Raw genomic sequence first — 13,398 nt, 5'->3', positions numbered from 1 at the left:
AATTGGCCCATGCACCTGCGGATTTGCCCAGCCTGTGCACTTGCTCACAGGATCCTGCGCGGATCGCGTTATGCGACGCACGTCACGGGAACGCGGGGAGCTGAAACCTCACCACAGTGGAGGAGCCATGGCTGGTATCAGGCCCCCTGATCTGCAGAAGGCCCTGTCCGGTGCGGAGTACCCGGCCGATCGCGACAAGCTGGTCGAGGTCGCCCGGAAGAACCACGCGCCCAAAGAGGTCACCGAGCGGATCTCCCACCTCGGCAAGAAGAAGTACGAGAACCCGGCCGAGGTCAGCAAGGCCGTCTTCCAGAACGAGTGACACACACGACGCCTCGCGGCGGCCGGGCTCTCGGACCCGGCCGCCGCGATCGCGTGCGGGCGGGTCAGCCGACGTACCTGCGCGCGGGCGAGGACCGGCGCGCCCGTTCCAGCGCCACCAGGCGTGCTTCGAGGTCGGCCGGGACGGGATCGCGTTGCTTCAGCACCCACGGCAGCCCCGCCGCCGCCAGCGCGAAGGCCCGCGCGGACGCCCGGTCCCGGGGCACGGTCCGCAGGAGGTACCCCGTGCGGCGCAGGGCCGACCGCCAGGGGCGGCGCAGCCAGGTGAACCACAGGGTGTTGCGCAGGCCGAGCACGCGCCGGGCGGTGCTGTCGCGGACCGGTGACGCGGCGTGGTGGATGGTCAGTTCCGGTACGTAGCTCAGCCAGTGCCCCCGGCGCAGCAGATCGGTGGCCAGCAGTTCCTCCTCCCCGCCGATCCACAGCCCGGCGTGGAAGCCGCCCACCTCCCGGAAGGCGTCGACGCGCATCACCGTCGCGGCGGCGAGGAACGAGCCGAGCGCCGGGCCGGGCAGCCAGTCGGGGCCGGTGAGCGGCGAGTCGCGCAGCTCGGCGACGACGGGGTCCTCCTCCCCGGACGGCTCGACGACGATACGGGCCGTGACGGCCGCCAGCGCCGGGTGAGCGTCGAGGAGGTCCGCGGCCCGCCGCAGCGAGCCCGGTTCCCACCAGGTGTCGTCGTCGCAGAAGGCCACGTACGGCGTCCGCACGTGCCGTATCGCGAGATTCCGCCCGACCGCGCCCAGGTTCCGTCCCGGCCGCAGCAGCAGCACGTCCGGGAAGTCCCGGGCGACGGCCTCGGCGGTGCCGTCGCGGGAGCCGTTGTCGGTGACCACGATCCGGGGTCGCTCCGGGAGGTTCCGCAGGGTGCGCAGGGTGCGCAGCAGTTCGGTACGGCGGTCCCGGGTGATGACCACGACCGTCGTACGGGGATCGGGGGCCTGCCCGGCTGCGCCGCTCACCGGGCCGCCCGTTCCACCAGCCGGACCGCGTGCTCGATGCGGTCGGGGAGCCTTTCGCGGTCCCGCAGCGCCGCGGGGAGCCGGGCGAGCGTGCCGCGCAGGGCCGTGGCGGCCTCCCGTTCGCCCCGGGCCGCGGCGGCGCAGAGGTGGGCGGTGTGCCGCAGGGCGACACGGACGGGGCGGCGCAGCCACGTGGTGAGCAGGGCGTTGCGCAGTTGCAGCGCCGAGCGGCCGGGGCGCTCGCCCGGGTCGGGGTGGTGCAGGGCCGTCACCGAGGGCACATGGCTCACGCCCCAGCCCCGGGCCGCCAGGTCGTAGGCGAGCAGGGTCTCCTCGCCGCCGAAGAACAGCACCGGGTGGTAGCCGCCCGCCTCCAGGAACGCCCGGCGCCGGACCACGGCCGCGCACGCGAGGAATCCCAGGACCGGGCGGCCGGGCAGGTCGGCGGCGGGCGGCAGCGGCGAGTCGGCGAGCACGGAGTTCAGCGGGTCCTCGGTGGCGTCCGGGCCGACCAGGGTCCGCGCGGCCAGCAGGCCCAGGCGCGGATGGGCGTCGAGGAGGTCGGCCGCGGCGTCCAGGGCGCCCGGCGCCCACCAGGAGTCGTCGTCACTGAAGGCCACGTACGGCGTGGTGGCGTGCCGTACCGCGACATTGCGGCCCAGCGCGCCGGTGTTGTGCCCGGCGGCCAGCACGCGTGCCCCCACTGGGTGCTGCCGTACCGCGTCCACCGTCCCGTCGGCGGAGCCGTTGTCCACGACGACGACCTCCGGGCGCTCGGGCAGCGCGGCCAGCCGGTCCAGGGTGCGCAGCACGCTCCGGCACCGGTTGCGGGTGATCACCGCGACGGTGACCCGGCTGGAGCGCCGGTCGGCCACGGCAGGCCGGGAGGTGACGACTTCGGCCATGGGCTCCTCCGGGGTTGGTTTCACGGTCACGGACTTGTTGGGTTTCACGGATTTGCCGGATCCCACCGCTTTCTGGGTTTCACGGAGCGCGAGTGTCACGCGTCACGCATTGACCAGCTTCCGCACCGCCGACGCCACGTCCTGCGCGGTGGCGTCGTCGCAGCCCAGCAGGACGGCCGGTACGCCGTAGGGGCCCCGGTGTTCGGGCGGCGGCACCGGAGGGACGAGCGAGACGACCGGCGTGCCGTTGGCCGCGGCGAGGTGGACCGCGCCGGAGGCCCCGGCCACGACGACGTCGGCGGCCCGCAGTACGCCGGACAGCCGCCGCGCGTCGGTACGGCCCCCGAGGTCGACCGCCGTGCTGCCGCTGACGTACCGGGTCAGCGCAGTCTCCCCCGGGCCGCCGGTGACGACGACACGGTGCCCGGCGTCGGCGAGCAGCGCGACCGCCTCCGCGCAGCGGTCCGGCGCCCAGTGCGCCCCGTCCGAGGATCCGGCTCCGGGGTGGACGACGACGTAGGGGCCGTTGCCGGTGAGCCCCACGGTGTCGGGCGGGGGCAGCACGCGCAGCCGTCCGTCGTCCCCGGCCCTGGGGGCGAAACCCAGGGCCGCAGCCGTGTCGAGGGCCGCCTCGACGTCGTGCTGCCCGGGCGGGCGCCCCGAGTCGAGCCCGTCGGCGCCGATACGGAACACCTGTGCCCTGCGCAGCAGGCCCACGGCGGGCAGCGGGCTCGCCCCGTACGGGGCGAGGACGAGCGCCACGTCGTACGCCTCCGCACGCAGGCGCCGGACGAGCGCGTCGTCGCTGTCGGGGGCGGAGGCGGGCGCCTGCCGGACGAGTACGGCGTCGACGTGCGGCAGGAGTCCGGCGGCGGGCGCGCCGCCCGGCCCGCACAGCATGGTCACGTGGTCGGCCCGGGCGGCGACGGCACGCACGGCCGGTCCGGCCAGCAGCACCCCGCCGAAGCCGTCGAGACGCACCACGAGGGCCTTCACCGGAACCGCTCCCCCGGCATCCGGCCCCGTGCCCCTGGCACCCGTCCCCGGTCACCAGCAGCACGCATGCCGGGCACCCCCCTCAGGCCCCGGCAAGGGGCCGCCCGGCCGCTCGTACACGCCCGCACTCGGCCGCAGGCCCGCGAAGTAGGCGATCGTCCGCTTGAACCCTTCCTCCCAGGACACCTTGGGCATCCAGCCGAACAGCTCACAGGCGAAGGACGGATCGGGCCGCCGCCGGGCGGGATCGGACCCGTCAGCCGTGCCGAACTCCAGGCCCGCACGGGAACCGGTCAGGTCGATCACCCGGCGGGCGATCTCCTGGACGGTCGTCTCGTCCCCGCCGCCGATGTCGACGGGCCGGAGGGACCGGCTCGCGGCCACCCGCAGCACACCGTCGACCACGTCGTCGACGTAGCACAGGGAGCGGGCCCCGGTCCCGTCGTCCTCGACGGTCACCGGCCCGCCCGCCAGGGCCTGCTCGACGAAGGCCGGGATCGACCGAGGGTCGTCCGTCCGCATCCGCGGGCCGTAGGTGTCGAAGAGGCGCACGATCCCGGCGTCCGTGCCGTGGGCGGTGGCGTACGCGGCGGTCAGGGCCTCGGAGAAGCGCTTGGAGACGTCGTACACCGTGCACGGCCCGTCCGGATCGGGCTCGCCCCGTGCCTCCTCCGGCTCGGGAGCCCCCAGGGGGTCGCCACGCACCCGGCCCGCCGAGGCGAGCAGGAACCGCGCTCCGCCCCGGCCCGCGACGGCCAGCGCGTTGCGGGTGCCGAGTCCGGCGGCGTCCAGCGCGTCCAGCGGACGGTCCCGGCAGTCGGCCGGTGAGGCGGGGCCCGCGCAGTGCAGGACCAGGTCGTACGGGTGGCCGGTCAGGGCGTCGGGGAAGCCGGGGTCGGCCACGTCGAGCTCCAGGAACCGGAAGCCCGGGCGGCCGGTGAGGTGCCGCACGTTGTCCGCCGACCCCGACGACAGGTTGTCCACACAGTCGACGCCGACACCGCTGTCGAGCAGGCGTTCACACAGATGCGAGCCCAGGAAGCCGGCACCGCCGGTCACCACGGCCCGCTCCCAGGCGGGCCGCGCCGTCGACAGCGCGGAGAACGTCATCGTCGTCATCAGCTCGACCTTCCTTCCGCCGATGAGGCCGAAGACCCCCCTGACCGAAGAGCCCTCGTATGCGCCGCTCCGGCGAGACAGCGGCCCGAGTGCCCAACCGGACCGCTTTCATACTCGGCCGCCCGCGACGGACCTGCCACGCGGGCCGCGCTTGACAAAAGCTCTCACTCCATCCCAAAGGCCACCACCCACCCCGCACGCTCCGACCGGTGGAGACGGCCGTCTGGTGCGCTTCCCCCGCGTCCTGGGATAGTTGACGCGACCTCAGGGGTTCTGTGACACATCGTCAGAAGCGGCGGTCCCGGACGGGCAGCGGTTCGGCCCGGCGCTGCCGCCCGGCACGAGCACCAACAACGTCGTGGGCGTCGGGGCCGACCGGCGGGCCCGGCTGAACAGCCTCGCGCTGCGAGGGTCGGTCACCACACCCGAGGGCAAGCTGCCGCTCGGCGGCCTCAACCAGTACGCGCTGCCGGTCGGCTCCGTCGGCGCGTTCACGTCGGCGTGGGGCAGCGTGTCCCGGGTGCGTGCCACCTGCGGCACCAGGCGGGCGCGCAGCGGTTGCGGAAGTTCGCGGTGGGCGCGTCCGTGCGGGTACGGCACCGGCTGGTGGCGCCGGCGTCACGGATCCCGTACCGCTTCGCCTGCGGCGCGGAACGCCCGGTGCCAAACGGCATCGGGGTGTTCTCGCACACCTGACCCTCAAGGGCCCACGGACCTCACGGTCGCAGGCCGCTCACCATGTCGGCCGTGGCCGTGAGGCCGCTGTGGATGGTCGGCGCGATGCTCGACCCCGCGAGGTAGAAGCCGAGCAGCAGGCAGACGATCGCGTGCGTGGGCTTGAGCCCCCCGTTGCGCACGAAGATCACCGCCAGGATGAACAGCAGCAGCACCACAGAGATGGAAATGGCCATCGTCAACCTCCTCCGCCACGTCCGCTTCGCGGCGTTCGGCCGCAAGTGTGGCGTAGCGGAGGGTTGCTCCGGGCGGCTGACCTGTCCTCCGAAAGTGTGGTGTCCGTATGCCTACGGACGTGCGAGAGCTACCCCCCGCTCGTGGGCGTCCAGGAACGCCTCAAGGCCGGGCAGGTCGTCGGTGTTGATGAAGTCGACGTCCGCGGCGAGCAGCTCGGTCCACAGCGCGTCCCGTTCCGGCCCGGCCAGGTCCGGCGTGGCCCAGAACCGCACCTTCTGGCCGCGCGAGTGCGCCGCCCGCATGATGCCGCGCAGCTTCTGCCGCTCGGCCGCCGGGAACTCGCCCGCGCCCCGCCAGGTGAAGTTCAGCGTCCAGTTGTCGCTGATCAGCGGCACGAAGGAGGCGGGCGCCGAGCTGCCGAGGTCGGCCAGCCGGCCGTCGTAGAAGGCGCGGCGCACCTGCTGCGCCTCCATCGGCACGCGCGCCGCGCGGTCGCCGGAGATGACGGCGGTGACCGGTCCGGGGAAGACCCTGCCGTGGGCGTACGTGGTGAACAGGTGCCGGTAGCGGCGCAGATGACGGTCGAGTTCCAGGTAGGTCGAGGCGCCCTCGGTCTTGAGGTCGATCAGCAGCTGGAGCGACCCGCGGTGGCCGCGGTACACCGAGCCGCGGTTGGCCTTCACGCGGGCGGCGAGGGTGTCGAGGTAGAGGGACTCCAGGGTGCGGGCCGGGTCGAGGTCCTCGGGGTCGTGCGCGACGAGGAGCTGGTCACCGACGAGGTAGATGTCGGCCTCGACGCTGCCGAAGCGGTGGTCGAGGGCGTCGAGGAGCGGCCGGGGGTGCTCGTAGTCGTTGTGCGCGTGGGCGCGCCACAGCGGCCGTGGGGTGCGCTTCCGGTCGTTCGCCAGCGCGCTCGCGCCGGGCAGGGCGACCGCGCCCGCGAGGGCGGCGCCAAGGGTGGTGAGGGCTCTGCGACGGGTGGTGAGGGCCATGCTCTGCCTCCCTGGTGGGCGGGTTGGAACCCCAGCGAGTATGAGGTTCCAGTCCGCCCAACCGGCAGGTGGGAGCGGGGGAGTTGGCCGGACCGCCGCCATGAGTTCACTTCACCGGCGCAGCCACACCGAAAAGCCCGCCCCAGGTGGGACGGGCTTTCCTCGGGGTTCCCACGCGCTTCGGCCGCGCGTTTCCCGGTGTACGTCAGGGGGCCTGAAGGTCCATCAGTTCGGCCAGCGCGGCCCGGTGGGCGCCCGCGGTGCCGTACGCGATGGAGTCCGCCTTGGCCCGCTTCAGATACAGGTGCACCGGGTGTTCCCAGGTCATCCCGATACCGCCGTGCAGTTGCAGCGCCTCCTCGGCGGCGCGCACGGCGACGGGCGCGGCATAGGCCTGGGCCACCGCGACCGACACGGCCACGTCCTCGCCGGTCGCCAGCGCGTCCGCCGCGCCGCGTGCGGTGGCCCGCAGGTGGACGACCTCCAGCCACAGCTGGGCCAGCCGGTGCTTGAGCGCCTGGAACCCGCCGACGGGCCGGTTGAACTGCTTGCGCTCCTTCAGATGGCGCACGGCCTCGGTCAGCGACCAGTCGGCGAGGCCCAGTTGCTCCGACGCCAGCAGCCCGGCCGCCGCGCGCAGAGCCCGTCGTACGGCGGGCTCGGCCTCGCCCACCCGGCGTCCAGCCGCGCCCCGGAGGACCACCCGTGCCACGGGCCGGGTCAGGTCCAGGGACACCTGCGGCAGCACCGTCACGGCGTCGGCCTGCACGGCGTACAGCCCGCCGTCGTCGGCGGGCACGAGCAGCACATCGGCGGCCGACGCGTCCGCGACGCCGGTCAACTCGCCGTGCAGCGCTCCGTCTTCGAGTCGTACGACGGGGAAGGCGGCGCCCGGTGCGAGGTGCAGCGGGACGGCGAGGGCGCCGATGGTCCGGCCCGACGCCAGCCCGGTGAGCAGCTCACCGGAGCCGTCGCAGGCCAGCAGCGCCTCGGTGGCGACGACGGCGCTCGTCAGATATGGCACCGGCGCGACCGCCCGCCCCAGCTCCTCCAGGACGACGGCGGCTTCGCGGTGCGAGGCACCCTGCCCGTCCCGGTCCTCGGGCACCAGCAGTCCGGCGAGGCCCATGCCCTCGGTGAGGAGCTTCCACAGCTCCAAGTCGTGTGGGGCGGCGGACTCGCTGCGGGCGATCACACCGGCCGCGTCGCAGTGATCGGAGAGCAGGTCGCGGACGGCGGCCCGCAACGCCTCTTCCTCCTCCGAGTACAGCAGGTCGGTCATCGGGCCAGGTCCTTCCAGGCGACGTCCTTGTCGGTGCGCGGCTCGGCGGGCAGTCCGAGGACGCGTTCGGCGACGATGTTCAGCAGGACCTCGCTGGTCCCGCCCTCGATGCTGTTGCCCTTGGAGCGCAGATAGCGGTAGCCGGCGTCGCGGCCGGTGAAGTCCACGAACTCGGGGCGCCGCATGGTCCAGTCGTCGTACAGGAGCCCTTCCTCGCCCAGGAGTTCCACCTCCAGGCCGCTGATCTCCTGGTTGAGGCGGGCGAAGGCGAGCTTCATGCCGGCGCCCTCGGGGCCGGGCTGGCCCGCGACGAGCTGCTGGCGCAGCCGTTCGCCGGTGAGCCTGGCGACCTCGGCCTCGACCCACAGCTCGAGGAGCCGCTGGTGGAGGTCGTGGGCGCGCAGTTCGGGGCGTTCGCGCCAGGTCTTGGAGACCGGGCCGATCATGCCGCCCTCGCGGGGCAGTCGCATGCCGCCGATGGCGACGCGCTCGTTGTTCAGCGTGGTCTGCGCGACCCGCCAGCCGTCGCCGACCTCACCGAGGCGGCGCGCGTCGGGGATCCGGACGTCGGTCAGGAACACCTCGTTGAACTCGGCCTCGCCGGTGATCTGGCGCAGCGGCCGGACCTCGACGCCGGGGTCGGTCATGTCGCAGAGGAAGTACGTGATGCCCTGGTGCTTGGGCACGTCCGGGTCGGTGCGGGCGATGAGGATGGCCCAGCGGGCGAGATGCGCGCTGGACGTCCAGACCTTCTGCCCGTTGACGATCCAGTCGTCGCCTTCCCGGACGGCCCGGGTGCCCAGCGCGGCCAGGTCGGACCCGGCGCCGGGCTCGCTGAAGAGCTGGCACCAGACCTCCTCCCCCACCCACAGCGGCCGCAGATAGCGCTGCTTCTGCTCCTCGGTGCCGTAGCGCAGGATCGTCGGCGCGGCCATGCCCAGACCGATGCCGATCCGCCGCGGGTCGTTGTCCGGGGCGCCCGCCGCCTCCAGCTCGGCGTCCACGACGGCCTGGAGCGAGCGCGGGACACCGAGTCCGCCGAGCCCCTCGGGGTAGTGCACCCAGGCGAGCCCGGCGTCGAAACGGGCCCTGAGGAAGTCGAGCCGGTCCGTCGATGCGGGCGGGTACGCGGCCAGCAGCTCCTGGGTGCGGCGGCGCAGTTCTGCGGCGTCGGTCATGCTGCCTCCTCCATGACAACGGCGATCCGGCCGGTGGTGAGGCCGTCCGCCACCTTCTGCACGGCCGCCGCGGCGCCGCTCAGCGGCACCCGCTCGCTCACCAGCGGCTTGATCGCGCCCCGGGCGGCCAGTTCGGTGAGCTGCTCGTGGCAGTGCTGGACCAGCTTGGGGTTCTTGGTGTTGTACAGGCCCCAGTGCAGGCCGAGGATCGAGTAGTTCTTGACGAGGGCGTGGTTGAGCGCGGGGCTCGGGATCGTGCCGCTGGCGAAGCCGACGACCACGATCCGGCCCTCGAAGGCGACCGTCTTGGCGGACTGGGTGTACGCCTCGCCGCCCACGGGGTCGTAGATCACGTCGGCGCCCCGGCCGCCGGTGGCCTCCTTCACGGCCGCGACGACATCGGTGGCACGCCGGTCGATCACGACGTCGCAGCCCAGCTCACGCGCGACGGCGGCCTTCTGCGCGCCGCCCACGACGCCGATGACCGTGGCGCCGGCCGCCTTGCCGAGCTGCACGGCCGCGCTGCCGACCCCTCCGGCGGCGGCGTGCACGAGCAGCGTCTCCCCCGCTTCCAGCCGGGCCCGCCGGTGCAGGCCGAACCAGCCGGTCTGGTAGCCGATGTGCAGGGCGGCGGCCTCGGCGTCGTCCAGGGCGTCGGGCGCGGGCAGCAGGGCGGCGGCGTCCGCGACGGCGTACTCGGCGAAACCGCCGTACGGCAGCACCGGGTTGGCGATCACACGGCGGCCGTCCTCGGTCTCGCCGCAGATCTCGACGCCGGGCGTGAAGGGCAGCGGCGGCCGGACCTGGTACTGGCCCCGGCACAGCAGGGCGTCCGGGAAGTTGATGTTCGCGGCCCGCACCTTCAGCAGGACCTGGCCGTCACCGGGCGTCGGCGCCGCCATCTCATTCAGGCGCATCACCTCGCTCGGCTCGCCGTTCTCGTGCACCTGCCATGCCTGCATGCGGGGCCTCCACGGGGGACTGCGTCGTCTGACCGGGTACGCACTGCATACTAAGCGGTCGCTTGCCCCTCAGGGAACAGTCAGATACGTCACGCCCCCTTCGGCCGCGCCCGCACATGCATCCGCTCCCCCTGCGGCCCGAACAGGCTCAGGAACTCCGCCGGCCCCTCCCCCGTCGACCCGAACCAGTGCGGCACCCGGGTGTCGAACTCGGCCGCCTCCCCGGCCGTGAGGACCACATCATGGTCGCCCAGCACCACCCGCAGCCGTCCCGACAGCACGTACAACCACTCGTAGCCCTCATGGGTGCGCGGTTCGGGCTCCTCCTCGCGCTGCGGTACCAGCACCTTGAAGGCCTGGAGACCGCCGGGCTGCCGGGTGAGCGGCCAGTAGGTGCGTCCGTGTCGCACAAGGGGCTTGGCGCGTACCCGCGGGTCCCCCACCGGCGGCGTTCCGACCAGCTCGTCCAGCGGCACCTGGTGGGCCTGCGCGATCGGCAGCAGCAACTCCAGGCTGGGCTTGCGCAGGCCCGACTCCAGCCGGGAGAGCGTGCTCACCGAGATGCCGGTCGCCTCGGACAGCGCGGCCAGGGTCACCTCCCGCTCCTTCCGGATCCGCCGCAGCCGGGGGCCCACATCCGCGAGAACGTCTTCGGTACTCATGCCCGTATTGCAGAATCGGCAAAGACGTTTGTCAATCCCGTACCCGCGGGCGACCGTGTCGGTATGACCGAGACATACGAAGTGATCGTGATCGGCGGCGGCACGGCGGGCCTGTCCGCCGCCCTCGTACTGGGCCGCGCCCGGCGCCGCACGCTGGTGATCGACGCGGGCGAACCGCGCAACGCGCCCGCCGCGCACATGCAGGGCTATCTGTCGCGGGACGGCATGCCGCCCGCCGAGTTCCTGGCGATCGGCCGCGAGGAGATCGCGCGGTACGGCGTGGAGCTGGTCCGGGACCGGGCGGTGGACGTCACGCGCGGCAAGGACTTCGCGGTCGCGCTGGCGAGTGGACGGCACGTGCACGCCCGACGGCTCGTCATCACCACCGGCCTCAAGGACGAGCTGCCCGCGGTGCCGGGAGTCGCGGAGCGGTTCGGCCGGGATGTGCTGCACTGCCCGTACTGCCACGGCTGGGAGGTCCGCGACCGGGCCTTCGGCGTACTGGCGACCACGCCGATGAGCGTGCACCAGGCGCTGATCGTCACCCAGTGGTCCAAGGACGTGACGTTCTTCCTGCACGAGGTCGCCGAGGACGACCTGTCCGACGACGACCTGCGCCGGCTCGCCGCGGCCGGGGTCGAGGTCGTGCCGGGCGAGGTCGCGGGCGTGGTGGTCGAGGACGACCGGCTCACCGGCGTCCGGCTCGCGGACGGCACGGTCCACGAGCGGGAGGTGCTGTTCACCGCGCCCCGCGCCGTCCCGCAGACCGGCCTGCTGGAGCGGCTGGGCGCCGAGCTGAACGAGACGCCGTTCGGCGCGTATGCCGTGGTGGACGCGACCGGCCTGACCAGCGTGCCGGGCGTGTGGGCCGCGGGCAACGCCGTCGGCTTCTCCGAGCAGGTGGTGAACGCGGCGAGCGGCGGCTACCGCGCGGGCGCCACGATCAACGGGGAGCTGCTGATGTCCGACCTCGACGCGGCCGTCCAGGTGTAGGCCCCGCCTCCCCGGTGCACCATGACTGCATGCTGCTGACCCGGCTCGCCGACGTGTCCCAGGAGGTCGCCGCCACCTCGGCGCGGTCCCGCAAGATCGCCCTGCTCGCCGAGTTGTTCCGGGACGCGGAGCCGGACGACGTGCCGGTCGTCATCCCCTATCTCGCGGGCCGGTTGCCGCAGGGCCGGCTCGGCATCGGCTGGAAGGTGCTCGGCCGCCGGGTCGCCCCGGCCGCCGGGCCGACCCTGACCGTGCGCGAGGTGGACGCCCGCCTCACCGCGATCGGCAAGGTCACGGGCACCGGTTCGCAGGCCGAGCGGGCCCGGCAGGTCGGGGAGTTGATGGGCGCGGCCACCGAGGGCGAGCAGCGTTTCCTGATCGGCCTGATCACGGGCGAGGTCCGGCAGGGCGCGCTGGACGCGCTCGCCGTCGAGGGGCTGGCGCAGGCGACCGGGGCCGCGGGCCCGGACGTACGGCGGGCGGTGATGCTGGCGGGGTCGTTGCAGACCGTGGCGCAGGCGCTGCTCGCCGACGGCCCGCAGGCCCTGGACCGCTTCCGCCTCACCGTCGGCCGCCCGGTGCTGCCGATGCTCGCCCACACCGCGTCCTCGGTGACGGAGGCGGTCGAGAAGCTGGGCGCCTGCGCGGTGGAGGAGAAGCTGGACGGCATCCGCGTCCAGGTCCACCGCGACGGCGACGACGTACGCCTCTACACCCGCACCCTCGACGACATCACCGACCGGCTGCCCGAGCTGATCTCGGCCGCGCTTCGGCTGCGCGGCGAGCGGTTCGTGCTGGACGGCGAGGTGATCGCCTTCGACGAGCGTGGCCGGCCGCGCTCGTTCCAGGAGACCGCCGGCCGGGTCGGCTCCCGGGTGGACGTGGCCACGGCCGCCCGGGCGGTCCCGGTCTCCCCGGTCTTCTTCGACGCGCTGTCCGTCGACGGCCGCGATCTGCTCGACCTGCCGTTCGCCGAGCGGCACGCGGAACTGGCCCGCTTGGTGCCCGAGCCCATGCGGGTGCGGCGGACCGTGGTGTCCGGCCCCGACGACGTGCCCGCGGCCGAGACCTTCCTCGCCGAGACTCTCGAACGCGGCCACGAGGGCGTCGTGGTCAAGGCGCTCGACGCGCCCTACAGCGCGGGGCGGCGCGGCGCCGCCTGGCTGAAGGTCAAGCCCGTGCACACCCTCGACCTGGTGGTCCTGGCCGCCGAATGGGGCCACGGCCGCCGCACCGGCAAGCTCTCCAACCTCCACCTCGGCGCCCGCACGGCCGACGGCGGCTTTGCGATGCTCGGCAAGACGTTCAAGGGCATGTCCGACGCGATGCTGACCTGGCAGACCGAGCGGCTCCAGGAACTGGCCGTCGAGTCCGACGGCTATGTGGTGGCGGTGCGCCCCGAACTCGTCGTGGAGATCGCCTACGACGGTCTGCAGAAGTCGACCCGCTATCCGGCCGGCGTCGCCCTGCGCTTCGCCCGCGTGATCCGCTACCGCGAGGACAAGCGCCCGGAGGAGGCCGACACCGTCGAGACGCTGCTGGCCGCGCACCCGGAGGTCAGGCCGTGAGGGGCAGGCACAGCGCGGGCCTGCTGCTGTTCCGGCACACCGACGGCGGTCTGGAGGTGTTGCTGGGCCATATGGGCGGACCGTTCTTCGCCCGGCGGGACGCGGGCGCGTGGACCGTGCCGAAGGGCGAGTACGACCCCGCGGAGCCCGCCTGGGAGGCGGCCCGCCGGGAGTTCCAGGAGGAGCTCGGGGTGCCGCCGCCGGACGGCGAGGCCGTGCCGCTCGGCGAGGTCCGGCAGACCGGCGGCAAGATCGTCACGGCGTGGGCGGTCGAGGCGGACCTCGACCCCGGCTCCATCAACCCCGGCACCTTCACCATGGAGTGGCCACCGAAGTCGGGACGCACCCAGGAGTTCCCCGAACTGGACCGGGTGGCGTGGTTCGGCCTGGACCGGGCCCGGGGGGTGATCATCAAGGCGCAGTCCACGTTTCTCGACCGCCTGGCGGAGCACTCGGCCTGAAGAGGCCCGCACGCGTTGCGGCCCCCACCGCGGCGCGGCAAGGTCATAGCACAGTCGCTCCCCA

Annotated in this window: 14 protein-coding genes and 1 pseudogene; 5 read left to right on the top strand and 10 right to left on the bottom strand. The window is 73.7% G+C overall.

Annotated features, from left to right (window positions below):
* The first annotated feature begins 127 nt into the window (after positions 1 to 127).
* Positions 128 to 322, top strand: a complete 195-nt coding sequence (locus HJD23_RS38180) for a DUF2795 domain-containing protein (RefSeq protein ID WP_141310206.1) — start codon at positions 128 to 130, stop codon at positions 320 to 322.
* Between the two features lie 64 nt (positions 323 to 386).
* On the opposite strand, the gene HJD23_RS38175 is transcribed toward HJD23_RS38180, so the two are convergent.
* The 4 genes from HJD23_RS38175 to HJD23_RS38160 all read right to left on the bottom strand — a co-directional run bounded on the left by HJD23_RS38175 (position 387) and on the right by HJD23_RS38160 (position 4,324).
* A complete protein-coding gene (locus HJD23_RS38175) occupies positions 387 to 1,304 on the bottom strand; it encodes a glycosyltransferase (RefSeq protein WP_171107536.1) in 918 nt (305 codons plus the stop codon).
* Positions 1,301 to 2,209: a glycosyltransferase gene (locus HJD23_RS38170; RefSeq protein ID WP_171107534.1), complete on the bottom strand. Its 909-nt coding sequence runs from the start codon at positions 2,207 to 2,209 to the stop codon at positions 1,301 to 1,303. Before HJD23_RS38170 ends, HJD23_RS38175 begins: the two co-directional genes overlap by 4 nt.
* A gap of 102 nt (positions 2,210 to 2,311) precedes the next feature.
* Positions 2,312 to 3,205, bottom strand: a complete 894-nt coding sequence (locus tag HJD23_RS38165; protein ID WP_171107532.1) for a glycosyltransferase family 9 protein — start codon at positions 3,203 to 3,205, stop codon at positions 2,312 to 2,314.
* Positions 3,206 to 3,256: 51 nt separating this feature from the next.
* Positions 3,257 to 4,324: an NAD-dependent epimerase/dehydratase family protein gene (locus tag HJD23_RS38160; RefSeq protein WP_232108332.1), complete on the bottom strand. Its 1,068-nt coding sequence runs from the start codon at positions 4,322 to 4,324 to the stop codon at positions 3,257 to 3,259.
* 289 nt (positions 4,325 to 4,613) lie between these two features.
* Here HJD23_RS38160 and HJD23_RS38155 point away from each other — a divergent pair.
* Positions 4,614 to 4,972 (top strand): annotated as a pseudogene (locus HJD23_RS38155) (phosphodiester glycosidase family protein); the annotation flags it as partial.
* Positions 4,973 to 5,040: 68 nt separating this feature from the next.
* Here the strand turns inward: HJD23_RS38155 and HJD23_RS38150 are convergent.
* From HJD23_RS38150 to HJD23_RS38125, 6 genes are all read right to left on the bottom strand, one after another.
* A complete protein-coding gene (locus HJD23_RS38150; protein WP_141310211.1) occupies positions 5,041 to 5,235 on the bottom strand; it encodes a hypothetical protein in 195 nt (64 codons plus the stop codon).
* Between the two features lie 111 nt (positions 5,236 to 5,346).
* On the bottom strand, positions 5,347 to 6,228 hold the full coding sequence (locus HJD23_RS38145; protein WP_171107530.1) for a phosphatidylinositol-specific phospholipase C/glycerophosphodiester phosphodiesterase family protein: 882 nt from the start codon (positions 6,226 to 6,228) through the stop codon (positions 5,347 to 5,349).
* Between the two features lie 205 nt (positions 6,229 to 6,433).
* A complete protein-coding gene (locus tag HJD23_RS38140) occupies positions 6,434 to 7,510 on the bottom strand; it encodes an acyl-CoA dehydrogenase family protein (RefSeq protein WP_171107528.1) in 1,077 nt (358 codons plus the stop codon).
* Complete coding sequence (locus tag HJD23_RS38135; protein ID WP_171107526.1) at positions 7,507 to 8,688, bottom strand: acyl-CoA dehydrogenase family protein; 1,182 nt, start codon at positions 8,686 to 8,688, stop codon at positions 7,507 to 7,509. The genes HJD23_RS38140 and HJD23_RS38135 overlap by 4 nt, the downstream gene beginning before the upstream one ends.
* Complete coding sequence (locus tag HJD23_RS38130) at positions 8,685 to 9,650, bottom strand: NADPH:quinone oxidoreductase family protein (protein ID WP_171107524.1); 966 nt, start codon at positions 9,648 to 9,650, stop codon at positions 8,685 to 8,687. The genes HJD23_RS38135 and HJD23_RS38130 overlap by 4 nt, the downstream gene beginning before the upstream one ends.
* Positions 9,651 to 9,739: 89 nt before the next feature.
* Entirely contained in the window at positions 9,740 to 10,312 is a 573-nt protein-coding gene (locus HJD23_RS38125; RefSeq protein ID WP_171107522.1) for an XRE family transcriptional regulator, read from the bottom strand.
* Between the two features lie 63 nt (positions 10,313 to 10,375).
* Here HJD23_RS38125 and HJD23_RS38120 point away from each other — a divergent pair, with 63 nt between their 5' ends.
* From HJD23_RS38120 to HJD23_RS38110, 3 genes are read left to right on the top strand one after another with little or no spacing between them, the layout of a single operon-like run.
* Complete coding sequence (locus tag HJD23_RS38120) at positions 10,376 to 11,305, top strand: NAD(P)/FAD-dependent oxidoreductase (protein WP_171107520.1); 930 nt, start codon at positions 10,376 to 10,378, stop codon at positions 11,303 to 11,305.
* A 29-nt stretch (positions 11,306 to 11,334) separates the two neighbouring features.
* Positions 11,335 to 12,873 carry an ATP-dependent DNA ligase gene (locus HJD23_RS38115; RefSeq protein WP_171107518.1) on the top strand — a complete coding sequence of 513 codons (1,539 nt, stop codon included), beginning with the start codon at positions 11,335 to 11,337 and terminating at the stop codon, positions 12,871 to 12,873.
* Positions 12,870 to 13,334, top strand: coding sequence for an NUDIX domain-containing protein (locus tag HJD23_RS38110; RefSeq protein WP_171107516.1), 465 nt, complete (start codon positions 12,870 to 12,872; stop codon positions 13,332 to 13,334). The genes HJD23_RS38115 and HJD23_RS38110 overlap by 4 nt, the downstream gene beginning before the upstream one ends.
* Positions 13,335 to 13,398: the final 64 nt, after the last annotated feature.

It is taken from the genome of Streptomyces sp. Z423-1 (genome assembly GCF_013009255.1).
Taxonomy (GTDB): domain Bacteria; phylum Actinomycetota; class Actinomycetes; order Streptomycetales; family Streptomycetaceae; genus Streptomyces; species Streptomyces gossypiisoli.
This window is presented reverse-complemented; position numbering and strand designations above follow the sequence as displayed.

Bases quoted from the DNA above. Each gene is read 5' to 3' on its own strand.
- HJD23_RS38180 (WP_141310206.1), top strand. From the start codon at position 128: ATGGCTGGTATCAGGCCCCCTGATCTGCAGAAGGCCCTGTCCGGTGCG.
- HJD23_RS38170 (WP_171107534.1), bottom strand. From the start codon at position 2,209: ATGGCCGAAGTCGTCACCTCCCGGCCTGCCGTGGCCGACCGGCGCTCC.
- HJD23_RS38160 (WP_232108332.1), bottom strand. From the start codon at position 4,324: ATGACGACGATGACGTTCTCCGCGCTGTCGACGGCGCGGCCCGCCTGG.
- HJD23_RS38150 (WP_141310211.1), bottom strand. From the start codon at position 5,235: ATGGCCATTTCCATCTCTGTGGTGCTGCTGCTGTTCATCCTGGCGGTG.
- HJD23_RS38145 (WP_171107530.1), bottom strand. From the start codon at position 6,228: ATGGCCCTCACCACCCGTCGCAGAGCCCTCACCACCCTTGGCGCCGCC.
- HJD23_RS38140 (WP_171107528.1), bottom strand. From the start codon at position 7,510: ATGACCGACCTGCTGTACTCGGAGGAGGAAGAGGCGTTGCGGGCCGCC.
- HJD23_RS38135 (WP_171107526.1), bottom strand. From the start codon at position 8,688: ATGACCGACGCCGCAGAACTGCGCCGCCGCACCCAGGAGCTGCTGGCC.
- HJD23_RS38130 (WP_171107524.1), bottom strand. From the start codon at position 9,650: ATGCAGGCATGGCAGGTGCACGAGAACGGCGAGCCGAGCGAGGTGATG.
- HJD23_RS38125 (WP_171107522.1), bottom strand. From the start codon at position 10,312: ATGAGTACCGAAGACGTTCTCGCGGATGTGGGCCCCCGGCTGCGGCGG.
- HJD23_RS38120 (WP_171107520.1), top strand. From the start codon at position 10,376: ATGACCGAGACATACGAAGTGATCGTGATCGGCGGCGGCACGGCGGGC.
- HJD23_RS38115 (WP_171107518.1), top strand. From the start codon at position 11,335: ATGCTGCTGACCCGGCTCGCCGACGTGTCCCAGGAGGTCGCCGCCACC.